This window comes from Vibrio sp. R10-SG-ISO4, from assembly GCF_059834135.1.
In genome coordinates, this window is record NZ_JCBDHJ010000002.1 from 197,389 (window position 1) to 213,150 (window position 15,762).

General features: G+C 49.0%; 17 protein-coding genes. 14 read left to right on the forward strand and 3 right to left on the reverse strand.

Translation table 11 applies throughout. The features are described 5' to 3' along the window. The first annotated feature begins 76 nt into the window (after positions 1 to 76). The 8 genes from nrdR to pgpA all read left to right on the forward strand — a co-directional run bounded on the left by nrdR (position 77) and on the right by pgpA (position 6,070). Positions 77 to 526 (forward strand): transcriptional regulator NrdR, encoded by a 450-nt coding sequence (gene nrdR / locus AC6R03_RS01840; RefSeq protein WP_334554434.1) that lies wholly within the window; start codon positions 77 to 79, stop codon positions 524 to 526. A gap of 26 nt (positions 527 to 552) precedes the next feature. Further along, positions 553 to 1,653, forward strand: coding sequence for a bifunctional diaminohydroxyphosphoribosylaminopyrimidine deaminase/5-amino-6-(5-phosphoribosylamino)uracil reductase RibD (ribD, locus tag AC6R03_RS01845; RefSeq protein ID WP_500631738.1), 1,101 nt, complete (start codon positions 553 to 555; stop codon positions 1,651 to 1,653). 1 nt (position 1,654) lies between these two features. Further along, complete coding sequence (locus AC6R03_RS01850; protein WP_500631737.1) at positions 1,655 to 2,308, forward strand: riboflavin synthase; 654 nt, start codon at positions 1,655 to 1,657, stop codon at positions 2,306 to 2,308. Positions 2,309 to 2,356: 48 nt separating this feature from the next. Further along, positions 2,357 to 3,463, forward strand: coding sequence for a bifunctional 3,4-dihydroxy-2-butanone-4-phosphate synthase/GTP cyclohydrolase II (gene ribBA / locus AC6R03_RS01855; protein ID WP_500631736.1), 1,107 nt, complete (start codon positions 2,357 to 2,359; stop codon positions 3,461 to 3,463). 130 nt (positions 3,464 to 3,593) lie between these two features. Beyond that, on the forward strand, positions 3,594 to 4,064 hold the full coding sequence (ribH, locus tag AC6R03_RS01860; protein ID WP_053408902.1) for a 6,7-dimethyl-8-ribityllumazine synthase: 471 nt from the start codon (positions 3,594 to 3,596) through the stop codon (positions 4,062 to 4,064). Beyond that, positions 4,064 to 4,531, forward strand: coding sequence for a transcription antitermination factor NusB (gene nusB, locus AC6R03_RS01865; protein WP_334554444.1), 468 nt, complete (start codon positions 4,064 to 4,066; stop codon positions 4,529 to 4,531). Before ribH ends, nusB begins: the two co-directional genes overlap by 1 nt. Before the next feature lie 61 nt (positions 4,532 to 4,592). After that, complete coding sequence (gene thiL / locus AC6R03_RS01870) at positions 4,593 to 5,570, forward strand: thiamine-phosphate kinase (RefSeq protein WP_500631735.1); 978 nt, start codon at positions 4,593 to 4,595, stop codon at positions 5,568 to 5,570. Continuing rightward, positions 5,567 to 6,070 carry a phosphatidylglycerophosphatase A gene (pgpA, locus tag AC6R03_RS01875; protein ID WP_500631734.1) on the forward strand — a complete coding sequence of 168 codons (504 nt, stop codon included), beginning with the start codon at positions 5,567 to 5,569 and terminating at the stop codon, positions 6,068 to 6,070. The genes thiL and pgpA overlap by 4 nt, the downstream gene beginning before the upstream one ends. Positions 6,071 to 6,162: 92 nt before the next feature. On the opposite strand, the gene AC6R03_RS01880 is transcribed toward pgpA, so the two are convergent. The 3 genes from AC6R03_RS01880 to map all read right to left on the reverse strand — a co-directional run bounded on the left by AC6R03_RS01880 (position 6,163) and on the right by map (position 10,282). After that, a complete protein-coding gene (locus AC6R03_RS01880; RefSeq protein ID WP_334554450.1) occupies positions 6,163 to 6,546 on the reverse strand; it encodes a DUF3461 family protein in 384 nt (127 codons plus the stop codon). A gap of 137 nt (positions 6,547 to 6,683) precedes the next feature. Further along, positions 6,684 to 9,305 (reverse strand): bifunctional uridylyltransferase/uridylyl-removing protein GlnD, encoded by a 2,622-nt coding sequence (gene glnD / locus AC6R03_RS01885; protein WP_500631733.1) that lies wholly within the window; start codon positions 9,303 to 9,305, stop codon positions 6,684 to 6,686. A 98-nt stretch (positions 9,306 to 9,403) separates the two neighbouring features. Further along, positions 9,404 to 10,282 carry a type I methionyl aminopeptidase gene (gene map / locus AC6R03_RS01890; protein WP_500631732.1) on the reverse strand — a complete coding sequence of 293 codons (879 nt, stop codon included), beginning with the start codon at positions 10,280 to 10,282 and terminating at the stop codon, positions 9,404 to 9,406. 376 nt (positions 10,283 to 10,658) lie between these two features. Here map and rpsB point away from each other — a divergent pair, with 376 nt between their 5' ends. The 6 genes from rpsB to AC6R03_RS01920 all read left to right on the forward strand — a co-directional run bounded on the left by rpsB (position 10,659) and on the right by AC6R03_RS01920 (position 15,719). Further along, positions 10,659 to 11,387, forward strand: a complete 729-nt coding sequence (gene rpsB, locus AC6R03_RS01895; protein ID WP_334554457.1) for a 30S ribosomal protein S2 — start codon at positions 10,659 to 10,661, stop codon at positions 11,385 to 11,387. A 133-nt stretch (positions 11,388 to 11,520) separates the two neighbouring features. Continuing rightward, complete coding sequence (gene tsf / locus AC6R03_RS01900; RefSeq protein ID WP_334554459.1) at positions 11,521 to 12,363, forward strand: translation elongation factor Ts; 843 nt, start codon at positions 11,521 to 11,523, stop codon at positions 12,361 to 12,363. A 252-nt stretch (positions 12,364 to 12,615) separates the two neighbouring features. Continuing rightward, the gene (gene pyrH / locus AC6R03_RS01905) at positions 12,616 to 13,347 is read left to right on the forward strand and encodes a UMP kinase (RefSeq protein WP_334554461.1); all 732 of its coding nucleotides are present in this window, start codon (positions 12,616 to 12,618) and stop codon (positions 13,345 to 13,347) included. A gap of 108 nt (positions 13,348 to 13,455) precedes the next feature. After that, positions 13,456 to 14,013 carry a ribosome recycling factor gene (frr, locus tag AC6R03_RS01910; RefSeq protein WP_334554544.1) on the forward strand — a complete coding sequence of 186 codons (558 nt, stop codon included), beginning with the start codon at positions 13,456 to 13,458 and terminating at the stop codon, positions 14,011 to 14,013. 96 nt (positions 14,014 to 14,109) lie between these two features. Continuing rightward, positions 14,110 to 14,865, forward strand: coding sequence for a polyprenyl diphosphate synthase (gene uppS, locus AC6R03_RS01915; protein ID WP_334554463.1), 756 nt, complete (start codon positions 14,110 to 14,112; stop codon positions 14,863 to 14,865). Between the two features lie 11 nt (positions 14,866 to 14,876). After that, positions 14,877 to 15,719, forward strand: coding sequence for a phosphatidate cytidylyltransferase (locus tag AC6R03_RS01920; protein WP_500631731.1), 843 nt, complete (start codon positions 14,877 to 14,879; stop codon positions 15,717 to 15,719). Positions 15,720 to 15,762 lie beyond the last annotated feature (43 nt).

Here is a 15,762-nt window from a genome sequence, read left to right on the forward strand (position 1 = left end):
GGGGCAAGTTTGCCCCTTTTGCTTTTCTAACTTCTTGGATTTCCGTTACACTGTTTGCCACTAATATGGAGGTGATATGCATTGTCCTTTTTGTTCTGAGAACGATACTAAAGTGATCGACTCTCGTCTTGTAGCTGACGGCCACCAGGTGCGCCGCCGCAGGCAGTGTTTAGCGTGCAGTGAACGATTCACTACCTTTGAAACCGCGGAATTGGTGATGCCGAAAGTCATCAAGTCCAACGGAAATCGTGAGCCATTCAATGAAGATAAAATGATTGGTGGTTTGCAACGAGCGCTTGAGAAGCGTCCGGTGAGTGCCGATGCCGTCGAGTTGGCCATCAGCATGATCAAGTCTAAGTTGCGTGCGACAGGGGAACGAGAAGTGCCGAGCGAGATGATCGGCAATCTGGTCATGGAGCAGTTGAAAGAGCTCGACAAAGTGGCTTACATTCGTTTCGCGTCTGTGTACCGCAGCTTTGAAGATATTCGTGAGTTTGGTGAAGAGATCGCCAAGCTCGAAGATTAAACGGTTAAGCGTGGTGAAAGGCGAGCATGTTTAGTGCACAAGATTATCAAATGATGGCGCGCGCCATTGAACTCGCACAGCGTGGGAAATACACCACAGCGCCGAATCCTAATGTTGGCTGTGTCATTACCCGAGATGGCGACATTGTCGGTGAAGGTTTCCACTTTCGAGCCGGTGAGCCTCATGCTGAGGTACATGCGCTGCGTATGGCAGGCGACAAGGCGCAAGGGGCGACCGCTTATGTCACCTTGGAGCCGTGCTCTCACTATGGTCGCACGCCGCCCTGTGCGGAAGGTTTGATCAATGCCCAAGTCGCGAAGGTTGTCTGCGCGATGCAAGATCCTAATCCGCAAGTGGCAGGTCGTGGTATCGAAATGCTGCGCGCCGCGGGTATTGAGGTCCAAGTCGGGCTGCTGGAACAAGATGCTGTGGCGTTAAACCCATTCTTCCTAAAGCACATGCACAGCAAAATGCCTTATGTACAACTGAAACTGGCGGCGAGCCTTGATGGACAAACGGCGCTTAGCAATGGTGAGAGCCAATGGATCACCAGTCCAGAAGCCCGTCAGGATGTGCAGCGCTACCGAGCGCAAAGCAGTGCGATTCTCTCCACTAGCCAAACGGTGATCGCCGATGATGCTTCACTTAATGTCCGTTTTGATGACTTGCCTGCGTCGCTGAAACTTCAATACTCACCCACCGATCTCCGTCAGCCAGTGCGTGTCATTTTGGACCGGCAAGGGCAGCTTCATCCAGAGCTTAAACTCTTTAATACATCGGGCGAGGTGCTGGTGGTGGGGCCAAATGGCGCTCTCAACGCACCGCTCGGGGATGATGGACGTGTGGAGCTCTTTGCTACGTTCGCCAGCTTAGCCCAAGATCACAACATCAATCAGTTATGGATTGAAGCGGGCCCAACGCTTGCGCAAAGTGTGCTCAAAGCGGGATTGGTGGATGAGCTGATTCTCTACCTCGCGCCCAAACTGATGGGCAGTGATGGACGAGGCCTGCTCGGTGCTTTAGGACTTGGTGCCATGAGTGAATGCATCGAGCTCGATATTCAAGATATTCGTATGGTCGGCAAAGACATTCGTGTTGTCGCCAAACTAGCTAACAAAGAATCCTAATATGTTTACAGGTATTGTAGAGGCAGTAGGGACCCTAACTGCCATCACCCCCAAAGGGGAAGACATCAGTGTGACCGTCGAGGTCGGTAAATTGGACATGAGCGATGTCAAACTGGGCGACAGTATTGCGACCAATGGTGTCTGCTTGACGGTGGTGGATTACACCGCGACCAGTTACAGCGCCGATTTATCCCTCGAGACACTGCAAAAAACCGGCTTTGCCCATTATCAAGCGGGCGACAAAGTTAACCTTGAAAAAGCCATGCTGCCGACCACTCGATTTGGCGGTCATATTGTCTCCGGCCATGTGGATGGTGTTGGTGAGATCGTTGAGCGCAACAGTGTCGGTCGCGCGATTGAGTTCTGGGTTTCGATGCCGGAATCCATCGCGAAATATGTGGCAGAGAAAGGATCCATCACGGTTGATGGGATTAGCTTAACGGTGAATGCGCTACGTAAAAACGCTTTCAAGCTCACTATCGTGCCGCATACGGGAGAAGAGACCACCATCGCCGACTTCCACGTCGGGCGTAAAGTCAATCTCGAAGTCGACGTCTTGGCCCGTTACATGGAGCGTCTATTAACGGCCTCCACCTCTGCACAGCCAGAATCCACCCTAACACTCGAATTCTTACAACAAAACGGATTTGCGTAGTGACGTCGAACGTCCGCAAAAGCCGCGCCAATAATAAGGAACAGAATCATGCCAATTAGTACGCCTCAAGAAATCATCGACGACATTCGCTTGGGTAAAATGGTCATCCTCATGGATGATGAAGATCGTGAAAATGAGGGGGATTTGATCATGGCGGCGGAGCACGTCACGCCGGAAGCGATCAATTTTATGGCAACCCACGGTCGCGGTTTGATCTGTTTGACCATGACCAAGTCACACTGTGAAAAGCTCGGATTGCCACCTATGGTGCAAGACAATAACGCGCAGTATACCACCAACTTCACGGTGTCGATTGAGGCTGCTGAAGGAGTGACAACGGGTATCTCTGCCGCCGACCGCGCCCGTACAGTGCAAGCCGCAGTGGCAAAAGACGCCAAAGCGGCGGATCTCGTTCAGCCCGGGCACATTTTCCCGCTGGCCGCGCAAGAAGGTGGCGTGTTAACGCGCGCAGGTCATACCGAAGCAGGCTGTGATTTGGCTCGCCTTGCAGGTCTTGAGCCCGCAGGCGTAATTGTTGAAATCCTTAATGATGACGGCACGATGGCGCGTCGCCCTGATTTGGAAGTGTTTGCGCAAAAGCACGACATCAAACTGGGCACCATTGCCGATTTGATTGAGTATCGCAACAACACGGAAACCACCATTGAGCGCGTAGCAGAGTGCCAATTGCCGACGGAGTTTGGTGAGTTCAAATTGGTCACATACCGTGATGTTATTGATAACCAAGTCCATTACGCGTTGTGCAAAGGTGAGATGACGCATACCCCATTGGTGCGTGTCCACTTACAAGATACCTTTACCGACTTGCTGCACAGTAACCGGAACGCAGACCGCAGCTGGAGCCTGGATGCTGCGATGAAGCGCATCGGTGAAGAGGGCGGCGTATTGGTCATTTTGGGCAACGAAGAGTCGACCGATTTACTCATCCACCGCGTGAAGATGTTTGAAGCGCAAGACAAAGGGGAAGCGCCGACGCTGGCCAAGCGTCAAGGCACATCACGTCGCGTGGGCGTTGGGTCGCAAATTCTTGCAGATCTCGGCGTGCATGATATGCGTCTGCTGTCATCGACCAACAAAAAATACCATGCATTGGGTGGTTTTGGTTTGAATGTCGTTGAGTACGTCTGCGAATAAGCAGGATTGAGTGGAAGGTGGCATCGTCTGCCACCTCCCCAGTCGGTGCGAATTTCCATTAGATATTGCTCACAAATTTATGCTAGAATCCGGCGATTCTCACTTGATGAATATAGTTAAAGGAAAGCTTATGAAAGTGATCGAGGGTGGCTTCCCAGCGCCAAATGCAAAAATTGCTATCGTTATTTCTCGTTTCAACAGTTTTATTAACGAAAGTCTATTGTCTGGTGCAATCGATACTTTAAAGCGTCATGGACAAGTTAGCGAAGAGAACATCACCGTTGTGCGTTGCCCTGGTGCAGTTGAACTGCCATTGGTTGCTCAGCGTGTTGCAAAAACCGGTAAATTTGACGCGATCGTATCGCTTGGTACGGTGATTCGTGGTGGTACACCACACTTTGACTATGTTTGTAGTGAATGTAACAAAGGTCTTGCTCAAGTCTCATTGGAATACAGTTTACCAGTGGCGTTTGGCGTATTGACCGTTGATACAATTGACCAAGCAATTGAGCGCGCAGGAACCAAGGCTGGTAATAAAGGTGCAGAGGCTGCACTAAGCGCACTTGAGATGATTAACGTTCTATCCGAAATTGATTCCTAATGGGGGCCAGTGTGAAACCAGCCGCACGTCGTAATGCACGTCGATTTGCTTTACAAGCAATCTACTCTTGGCAAATTACCAAAGAAAATGTTGCCACAATTGAAGAGCAGTTCTTATCGGGCGGTAAGTACGATGAAGAAGAGCACCACGCTCAAGAGCCAGCGCTTTCTGCTCCAGATACAGACGTTGCCTACTTCCGTGACCTGTTATCAGGTGTTGTGCTAAGTCACACAGAGCTAGACAGCAAAATTCGCCCATACACCGCGCGTCCAATGCAAGATTTGGACATGATGGAGCTTGCGTTGCTTCGTCTTGCGATGTATGAAATGACTCGCCGCGAAGATGTTCCTTACAAAGTGGTCATCAACGAAGCGATTGAGTTGGCAAAAGTGTTTGCTGCAGAAGACAGCCACAAATTCGTCAATGGTGTGCTGGATAAAGCCGCACCACACGTACGTAAAAAGTAACTCAGTAGTTTTGAGATAAAAGGTCAGCAAGCGCTGACCTTTTTTATGTGAGAAATTCTGTATGGCGAGTGAATTTAACCTAATTAATCGATATTTTGTTGGTCGACAAGGGCAGCGCAAAGACGTGCTGTTGGCGGCAGGCGATGACTGTGCGCTAGTCCAACCACCAGGCAGTGATCTGGCGATTGCGATCAGCACTGATACCTTAGTCGCGGGGACCCATTTCCTCCTCGATGCCGATCCTCACGCTGTTGCGCACAAAGCGTTGGCGTCCAACATCAGTGATTTAGCGGCGATGGGAGCAACACCTGCTTGGGTGTCGTTGGCGCTCACCCTACCTGAGGCTGATGAGTCTTGGTTGAGCGGATTTTGTGACGCATTCTACCAATTGGCGGACTATTTCGATATTCAACTGATTGGCGGAGACACCACCAAAGGGCCGCTCAGTATGACCTTAACAGTACAGGGATACGTAGACCCAAATAAAGCGCTACGCCGAGATGGGGCTCAAGTAGGGGATTGGATCTACGTCACCGGAGAGCTTGGTGATAGCCAAGCGGGGTTGGATGTGATCCTTGATCCAAGCTTGGCCCAAAAGCCTTTGGCAAGCGAGTTAGTACATCGACATTACTATTCAACGCCGCGTGTCTTGGTCGGACAAGCCTTGTTGGGGCTCGCCAGTGCCGCGGTCGATATCTCTGATGGGTTAATTGCTGATCTTGGGCATATTCTTGAATGCTCAGAGGTTGGAGCAAGCCTTGACGTGAGCACGCTTCCTGTTTCTAATGAACTGGTGACATTTTTGGCCAGCACTGAACGTGCTCAGCAAATGGCGTTGTCGAGCGGCGAAGAGTACGAACTCTGTTTTACCGTCAGCGAGGCCAATCGTGGCTCCATTGAGAGTGCGCTAGCACACTGTAATTGTAAGGTGACCTGCATCGGCCAAATTCGCCCACAGGGTCACTGGGAACTTCACTCAAAAGGACAATCAATGACATGGCCACGACAAGGCTATGATCATTTTAGTGAATCAGTATGACAAATCCCTTAGCACTTATTTCGCTGAAAAACCCGTGGCATCTGCTTGCGACAGGCTTTGGCAGCGGACTTTCTCCTATCGTCCCCGGCACCATGGGCACCTTAGCTGCGGTGCCTTTTTATCTTCTTTTAGTCCAACTACCGTTACCACTCTATATTGTGGCGGTGCTGTTCTCTTGCTGGATTGGCGTCAAAATTTGCCAAGTGACGTCTGATGACATGGGCGTGCATGATCACGGCTCGATCGTCTGGGATGAGTTTGCTGGCTTCTGGATAACCATGCTAGTGGTGCCTCTATTTAGCCTGTCGACGACGGATTGGAAGTGGCTGTTGACCGGATTTGTCTTGTTTCGATTTTTCGATATGGTCAAGCCTTGGCCGATTGGCTGGCTCGATAAGCGTATTCACGGCGGGTTGGGTATCATGATTGATGATATCGTCGCTGGCCTCATGGCTTCGGTATCACTCTATCTCATTGGTCGATATGCAGGCTGGCTATAGCAGGGCTTAGTCATAGAGACAGCAAAATATGGAACGCAATAAAAAAGGACAGCGACTGCGCTGTCCTTTGTCTTTCTAGGTTGAGAGTACGCTTATTTCAGCTTCTCTAAGTCGGCTTCAATCTCGGCAATCTTGCTGGCGACCACTTTTTCTAAGTGACGAAGATCGGACAAGATTTTCTGTTTCACGTCCGTTTCAGCCGCTTTTTCTGGTCGCGTGATTTGGTTTAATTCATCGATAACCAGCGTTAAATTGCGATTAATCTCAGTCACTTCTTTGTATTGGTGACTGCCACTGTCGACGAGTACGTTTTTGACTTGGCGGGGATATTTGAATTTTACGCTTTTCGCAAACAATTCGCCTTTTTGCTTACGAAAATAGATCTTTAACACATCCTTGTGCGCTTCTTGACGAAGTGAATAGCGCTCAATTTGCTTAGGCTCGTGAATACCTAAACCAGTGAGGTTTGGAAACATAAGCTACCTCTTTTGTGTTGTAGTAACCCCTTCCCATCCGGGAAGGGAAACAAAGTGTTCATAGGTTAATGTAGCAGCCTATGATCGTGGTAGATAGTTGTTTTTTAATCAGCTTTGCAACTTGTGGACGAGATCGCTTACGGCGCCAACTCAGCCACGTTCTTGATCAAGGTCTCACGCAGTCGTTGTTCTTCTTCTTCGCTGAGCTTGCCGGTGTGATCACTGGTGATAATGAACAAGTCCTCAGCCCGCTCACCAATGGTGGTGATTTTGGCGGCGTGCAGGTTGAGATTCAATTCGGCAAACGTCGCTCCTACCGTGGCAAGCAGTCCTGGGGTATCGAGGGCCACAAACTCCATCAAGGTGCGCTTTTTACTCTTAGTCGGCAGAAAGTCGACTTGTGTTTTCACCTTGAAGTGCTGCAGGTTACGCGGCACTCGACGGGTTTTGATCTTGGTTGGGCGGCCATCTTCGAGTACGTGGACCAAGTGCTTAATCAGTGCCTTGTGGCGCGTCTCATCAATGACCTCACCGTGTTGATCCAACACCATAAAGGTATCTAACACATAGCCATCTTTACTGGTCATAACCTGCGCATCGTGAACGTTGAGATTGCGCCTATCTAACTCGGCCACCACAGTCGCAAACAGAGCATGTTGGTCTTTGCTGTAGACAAACACTTCCGTTCCGCCTCGGGTTGCTTTCTTAGAGATTAAGATCAATGGTTTAGCCGGATCGTCATGGCGCAGCAGATGCGCGCAGTGCCACGCAATTTGTTTGTGGGTGTGTCTTAAGAAGTAGTCGGCTTTAAAGCGTTGCCACAGTACTTCGATCTCTCTGGCACTGAACCCCTCTTTGCGCAGCAGCGCAGAAGCTAACTGCTGGTTGTGACGGATGCGCTCACGTACATCGACAGGGTTCTCTAAACCGCGGCGTAAGGCACGTTGCGTCGAGTAAAAAAGCTCAGCGAGCAGTGTGCGTTTCCAACTGTTCCAAAGTTCAGGGTTGGTGGCGCAGATATCAGCGACGGTTAGGCAGACGAGGTACTCCAGATATTCTTCATCCCGCACTTGCTTGGCGAATTCTGTGATCACCTCAGGATCGTAAATATCTCGACGCTGGGCAGTGACAGACATCAAGAGGTGATGACGAACCAACCAAGAAACCAGTTTGGCCTCAGGTTTCGACAAACCATGCTCAATACAGAAATCATAGGCTTCTCCTTCGCCAATCACCGAGTGATCGCCGCCACGCCCTTTACCGATATCATGGAAAATCGCCGCAAGGATCAAGAGCTCTTTCTTTTGAATTCGTGGGTAGATTTCACAGCAGATCGGATGCTTGTCGTGATTTTGCGCAAAGCTAAAGGTGTGAATGTGTTTCAGCAAGCGCATACTGTGCTCATCGACGGTGTAGACGTGGAATAGGTCGAACTGCATCTGACCGACAATTTGACTCCATTGCGGTAAATAGGCGGCTAACACTCCGAGTTTGTGCATAAGTGTAAAGGCGCGAGTAAGGGCGTTCGGGTGTCGGCACAGATCCATGAACTTTTCACGCGCCGCTGGGATAGTGTGAAGAAACTTATTCAAACGGCGCCGAGCGGTGCGAAGTTGGCGCATGGTGGAGGGGGCGACGCCATCAATGGTGGAGTCGTTGGCGATATGTAAAAACATATCCAGAATGGTTTCAGGACGCGCTTGGAACAATGCAGGTTTACGCGCTTCTATTAGGTGTCCTCTGCGCTGAAAATCCTCACTGAGAATGATAGGATCGGCCTCAATCCCATTGTCCAGAATCGCTTGGTCGAACAACTTAAGCAGCATTTTGTTGAGTTCAGCCACACGGCGCAGCGTGCGGTAGAACTCTTTCATCATTTTCTCTACACCTCGATTACCCTCACCTTGAAAACCGAGCAGCTCGGCAACTTGGGCTTGGTGGGCAAAGGTGAGGCGGTTGTCGTAGCGCTTTAACTGTAGATGCAGGGCAAAACGCACGCGCCAAAGGAAATCTTGGCATTCGACCAACTCACGATATTCCGCGTCAGTGAGAAAACCATATTTACTCATCTCTAACAAAGAAGTGGCCCCGAAATGGCGCCTTGCGACCCAACTTAAGGTGTGAATATCCCGCAGTCCGCCTGGAGTTGACTTAATATCGGGCTCCAGATTGTAAGTGGTGTCGTGATAGCGCGCATGGCGTTCACGTTGCTCTTGTACTTTCGCTTGATAGAAGATTTCGCTTGGCCAGAAGCTCTCTGAATGGATTTCCATCTTTAGCTTGTGGAAGGTCTCTTCACAGCCACACAACAGGCGTGCTTCTTGCAAATTGGTCGCAACGGTTAGGTCTTCACGGCCGATTTGCGCGCATTGCTCAACCGTACGCACGGCGTGACCGATCTCCAGGCGCAAATCCCATAGCAGGGTAATAAACTCGCTGACTTTGGCGGCCAGCGCTTCCGGTAAGGTATGGCGAGAGACAATCAGGATATCAATATCCGAGAGCGGGTGTAGCTCACCGCGGCCATAACCGCCTACCGCAACTAAGCTGATGTTGGGTAAGTTGGCGAAGTCGAAATGTTGCCACAGTCGATTTAATAGTAAATCAATGTAGTCAGAGCGACCTAGGACAAGGTCAGTCACTGGGTGATGGTTGAGAAATTCATTCTTTTGATGTTCAGCAAACTGTTCCAGTTGCTGTTTAAGCTCGGCGACGGAGAGTTGCGACTCGTCGAGCGCTAAAGGGGTTTGAAAGGGCATACAGCGAATCCATGCAGCAAAAAAATCCTAATTAGGAATCTAGCAAAGTTAGTCAGATAAAAAAATATCCCCGTAAGCGGGGATATTCCATTCAATCGTTAATCGTTGTTCATCAGGCGTGGGATGGTGTCATCGCTTCTTAGTGTCAGCACTTCACAGCCGTTGTTCGTTACGACTATGGTGTGCTCATACTGAGCGGATTTTTTGCCATCGCCAGTGTAGACCGTCCAGTCATCTTCGGCATCGACGCTGACACCAAATTTACCGGCGTTAATCATAGGCTCGATGGTAAAGCACATGCCTTCTTTCAACACACGGCGGTCATTGTTCTTATAGTGAACAATTTGTGGCTCTTCATGGAATTCGTTGCCGATACCATGACCACAGAAGTCTTTGACAATAGAGAACTTATTACGTGGGTTTTTCTTGTTGTTCTCTTTGATGTATTTCTCGATGGCACTGCCAATATCGCCAACCGTAGCACCCGGTTTGACTTTACGCATCCCGACGTACAGGGCTTCTTGTGTCACCATACACAAGCGCTTGTCGGCAGGGGAGACCTCACCCACTAAGAACATCTTCGAAGTATCGCCATGGTAGCCTGCTGGGCGCACGGAAAGATCGGCGTTTTCATCATCAGGAACAATCACTGTGATGTCGATGTTGATGATGTCGCCATCTTTTAACACCGCCGGTTTCATCTGACCGTTGCTACCAATTTCATCTTGGTTGGCAGGAATGCCGTGGCAAACAATGTGGTTGATCGAAGTACAGATAGATTTCGGGAACCCATGATAATCGAGTGGCGCAGAGTACGCACCTTTGCTGGTGGCGTAGTCGTGACAAATCTGGTTGAGCTCATCGGTCGTCACGCCGACTTGGACGTGTGGCTCGATCATCTCTAGGATTTCAGCGGCCAATGCGCCAGCTATGCGCATGCGTTCAATTTCTTGTGCGGTTTTGATCTTAATTGACATCGGCTTTCTCTATCTAACACTGTCAGCACGCTCTGGTGCGAATGGCCGCATTCTAACAGGAAGAGGGGCGAAAGTGTAATCTCGATAAATCCTTAAAATGACTAGGGTTGCTGTAACGGTCGGTGATTTCGCGGGGGTTGGACGCGGTGAAAGTGGTTTTTTTTTCTAGCCAAACAACGCAAAAATATGATATAAAGCGCGCCGGAATTGCGGTCTGTTCTCTTCACCTTGATGCGTTGAGGTGGCGAAGCGGGCAACATCCAAACACATTTATCTTTAAATCACACACATTCCGACACATATTCCGGGGTGCTGGGCAGAAGCCTAGTCGGAGTTATGGGGAATGTGGAGGCCTAACCCCATAGAGGATTTTAAAATGGCAACTGTATCAATGCGCGATATGCTGAAAGCTGGTGTTCACTTCGGTCACCAAACTCGTTACTGGAACCCAAAAATGAAGCCATTCATCTTTGGTGCTCGTAACCGCGTTCACATCATCAACCTAGAAAAAACGGTACCAATGTTCAACGAAGCGCTTGCTGAGCTAGCGAAAGTTGGCGAGAAAAAAGGTAAAGTTCTTTTCGTAGGTACTAAGCGCGCTGCATCTGAAGCTGTTAAAGAAGCGGCTATTGCTAGCAACCAGTACTTCGTTAACAACCGCTGGTTGGGCGGTATGCTAACTAACTACAAAACTGTTCGTCAGTCTATCAAGCGTCTAAAAGACCTAGAAGCTCAGTCTCAAGACGGTACTTTTGACAAGCTAACTAAGAAAGAAGCTCTAATGCGTACTCGCGAAATGGAGAAGCTAGAGAAATCTCTTGGTGGTATCAAAGATATGGGCGGCCTACCTGACGCTCTATTCGTTATCGACGCTGATCACGAGCACATCGCAGTTAAAGAAGCAAACAACCTAGGTATCCCAGTTTACGCTGTTGTTGATACTAACTCTAACCCAGACGGCGTTGACTTCGTTATCCCAGGTAACGATGACGCAATCCGTGCAGTACAGCTATACCTAAACGCTGCTGCTCAAGCGGTTACAGAAGGTCGTAACAAAGACGTAGCTGCAGCTGCTGAAAAAGACGGTTTCGTAGAAGCTGAATAATAGCGGCTCCGTGTCACACTTGGTTTATGTGCAATCTTGTTGTCGCATAAACTGAGTTATAGTTATCAATAGGGGCCGAACGTGTGTAGGCCCCTGTTTTTTACCCAATCCAGAATCAACTGAGGAATAGAGAATGGCTGTTACTGCTGCTCTAGTTAAAGAACTGCGCGAACGTACTGGCGCAGGTATGATGGAATGTAAGAAAGCGCTTGTTGAAGCAAACGCTGACATCGAACTAGCAATCGAGAACATGCGTAAATCAGGCGCTGCGAAAGCTGCTAAGAAAGCAGGTAACGTAGCAGCTGAAGGCGCAATCATCATCAAAGAAGAAGGCGGTGTTGCTGTTCTTCTTGAAGTTAACTGCCAAACTGACTTCGTTGCTAAAGATGGCAACTTCACTGCATTCGCAGAGAAAGTAGCAGCAGACGCGCTAGCGTCTAAAGCATCTGCTGAAGAGCTTGTTGCTAAATTCGAAGAAGAGCGTGTTGCTCTAGTTGCTAAGATCGGTGAAAACATCAACATCCGTCGCGTTCAGTACGTTGAAGGTGCTGCAATCGCTTCTTACCGTCACGGTGAGAAAATCGGTGTTGTGGTAGCGGGTGAAGGCGATGCTGAAACTCTTAAGCACGTTGCAATGCACGTTGCTGCGTCTAAGCCAGAGTACGTTAACCCAGAAGACGTACCAGCTGACGTAGTGGCTAAAGAGAAAGAAGTTCAAGTTGAAATCGCTATGAACGAAGGCAAGCCACAAGAGATCGCTGAGAAGATGGTTATCGGCCGCATGAAGAAATTCACTGGCGAAATCTCTCTAACAGGTCAAGCGTTCATCATGGAGCCTAAGAAATCTGTAGGCGAAATGCTGAAAGAGAAAGGCGCTTCTGTTGCTACGTTCGTTCGCCTAGAAGTTGGCGAAGGTATCGAGAAAGGCGCAGAAATGAGCTTTGCTGAAGAAGTAGCAGCAGCTCAAAAAGGTTAATCCTGAGTGTAGCGCTTACTATTTAGACCGTAGCCAAGGCTGCGGTCTTTTTATGACTAGCGTGCAAACGATTAGCCGTGATGAATAGGGGTGATAGTGACTCGGTGCGAGTTCCTAGGTGCTTAGTGCCTAGTGCCTAGTTCCTAGAGTCTAGAGTGGATTTCTTCTCTAGGAACTAGGGTCTATGAACTTGATTTTCTCCCCTATCCATGACTGTTAATCAACCACTCTCTTTATTGGAAGGTAGACTCCATGACGACAAACCCTAAACCAGCATATCAACGTATTCTGTTAAAACTGAGCGGTGAAGCTCTACAAGGCGAAGAAGGTTTTGGTATCGACCCTACGATCCTTGATCGTATGGCTCAAGAGGTAAAAGAGCTCGTTGAACTGGGCGTTCAAGTGGGTGTTGTTATCGGCGGTGGTAACTTGTTCCGTGGTGCTGGTCTTGCTGAGGCAGGTATGAACCGAGTTGTCGGTGACCACATGGGCATGCTAGCAACAGTGATGAACGGTCTTGCGATGCGTGATGCGCTGCATCGTGCGTATGTGAACGCGCGTGTGATGTCCGCTATCCCTCTAAAAGGTGTGTGTGATGATTACAACTGGGCCGATGCTATCAGCCAGCTGCGCCAAGGTCGCGTTGTGATCTTCTCTGCCGGTACAGGTAACCCATTCTTCACAACAGATTCAGCGGCGTGTCTGCGCGGTATTGAGATTGAAGCTGACGTGGTTCTCAAAGCGACAAAAGTGGACGGGGTATTTACTGCAGACCCAGTAGCCAACCCAGACGCGGAGCTGTATGATAAGCTATCTTACGCTGAAGTTCTTGATAAAGAACTGAAAGTAATGGATTTAGCCGCATTTACTCTGGCTCGTGACCACAAAATGCCAATTCGTGTGTTCAACATGAACAAACCTGGTGCACTGCGCCGCGTGGTTATGGGTGAAGCTGAAGGCACACTGATTAGCTCTGCAAACTAATTGAATTCAACCGTAGCGAGCATTGTGTTGGCTACGGTATTGCCTTTCGAAGGTCGTCATCCCATTAGTGGGGAGACTTCGATAAGAATGACACATCAAGGTGATATTGTGATTAACGAAATCAAAAAAGACGCTCAAGAGCGCATGGAAAAAAGCGTTGAAGCGCTAAAAAACAACCTATCTAAAGTACGTACTGGTCGTGCTCACCCAAGCCTTCTTTCTGGTATTTCAGTTGAGTACTACGGCGCACCAACACCGTTAAACCAAGTCGCGAACGTTGTTGCGGAAGATGCGCGTACACTGGCGATCACGGTATTCGACAAAGAGCTGACTCAGAAAGTAGAAAAAGCGATCATGATGTCTGATTTGGGGCTAAACCCAATGTCTGCGGGCACTATCATCCGTGTTCCTCTGCCACCACTGACAGAAGAGCGTCGTAAAGACCTCGTTAAGATCGTTCGCGGTGAAGCAGAAGGTGCTCGCGTGGCGATTCGTAACATTCGTCGTGATGCCAATGGCGACCTTAAAGCGCTATTGAAAGACAAAGAGATCTCTGAAGACGAAGATCGCAAAGCACAAGATGAAATTCAGAAACTGACTGACGCAGCGGTTAAGAAAGTTGACGAAGTGCTAGCAGCAAAAGAAAAAGAGTTGATGGAAGTTTAATAGTCATTAAACTGCCCATGAGTAAAAACGCTGGGCGAACAGCACAGCGTTTTTTTATTGCATCTCTTCGACCCTGCTGGAAACCCAATCCCTCTTATGCAAAACATTCAACTCTCACCTGACGTACTCCCTAAACACATCGCAATCATCATGGACGGCAATGGCCGTTGGGCGAAAGCACAAGGTAAACCGCGTGTCTTTGGCCATAAAAATGGAGTGGCAGCGGTACGTAAGGCGATTTCGACTTCCGCTAAACTCGGCATCAAGGCCATCACCTTGTTTGCTTTCAGTAGCGAGAATTGGCGCAGACCAGAAGAAGAAGTCGGCGTGTTGATGGAGTTGTTTATTTCTGTGCTGTCATCAGAAGTAAAGAAACTGCATAAGAACAACCTCAAGCTGCGAATCATTGGTGACAAGTCTCGTTTTAATGAACGCTTGCAAGAGAAAATTGCCGCTGCAGAAGCCTTAACGGCGAACAATAGCGGAATGGTGATCAATATTGCGGCGAATTACGGCGGCAAATGGGACATTGTGGAAGCGACCAAAGCGATTGCCAGCAAAGTGGCTCGCGGTGAACTTGCACCAGAAGAGATTACTGAATCATTAATGACCGATCATTTGTCGATGAACGACATTCCTGAGGTCGATTTGATGATTCGAACCAGTGGAGAGTGTAGAATTAGCAACTTCATGCTATGGCAGATGGCGTATGCTGAGCTCTACTTTACGCCGATCTACTGGCCAGAATTTGACGAGAATAGTCTTGTCGAAGCAGTGACTTGGTTTGTTAATCGCGAACGACGGTTCGGGTGTACAGGTGAACAAATCAAGGCATTGATGAAAAGCGAATAAAGGATTTAAGTTTGAAGCAAAGAATAATAACGGCACTTATCCTTGCTCCGTTAGTCATTTTAGGCATCTTTCAACTGTCTTTACCTACGTTTATGGCGGCGCTGGCCGTGGTCACTATGATAGGTTTTTGGGAGTGGACTCAATTTGTCGAGGCCAAATCCCGCTACTTAGCACTTGTCCCTGCAGCGATACTGTTTGCGGCCAGTGCGTTCTTTGTCCCATTTGATGCGTACAGCTTAAATGAGATTTCCTTATCCCACCTTACTTTACTAGGCTTAGGTTGTGGTTGGTGGCTTTTTGCCAGCGTGCTGGCGATTACCTATCCCAAATCCGCCACACTGTGGCAGGGGTCGACGCTGCTCAGACACCTTTTCGGAATCTTAACGCTATTGCCCTTTTTCTGGAGCGTGGTGATGCTGCGTGCGCAGGACCTCTATAGCGATCCTTTCCACGGCGCGCGTTTGGTTCTATTTGTCTGTTTGATTGTTTGGGCGGCGGACAGCGGTGCCTACTTTGTCGGTAAAAGCATCGGTAAACATAAAATGGCACCTAAAGTGAGCCCCAATAAAACCATTGAAGGATTAGTGGGCGGAATGGTGACCGCCAGTTTAGTTGCTTGGGGCTTTTCACATTGGTTTGAGATTCCGTTTACCAACGCATTTGTGATGGTCGGGATTACCTTAGCGACGGTGATTATCTCAGTATTGGGCGATCTGGTAGAGAGCATGTTTAAGCGCGTCTCTGGCATTAAAGACAGCAGTAACATCATTCCTGGTCATGGCGGTGTATTGGATCGCATTGACAGTTTGACGGCTGCCTTTCCCGTGTTTGCGCTGCTCTACTTCATTTTCTAATTCTAAGGCAAGCCAGCGCTTGCCTTTACCTTCTTGGTTGTAA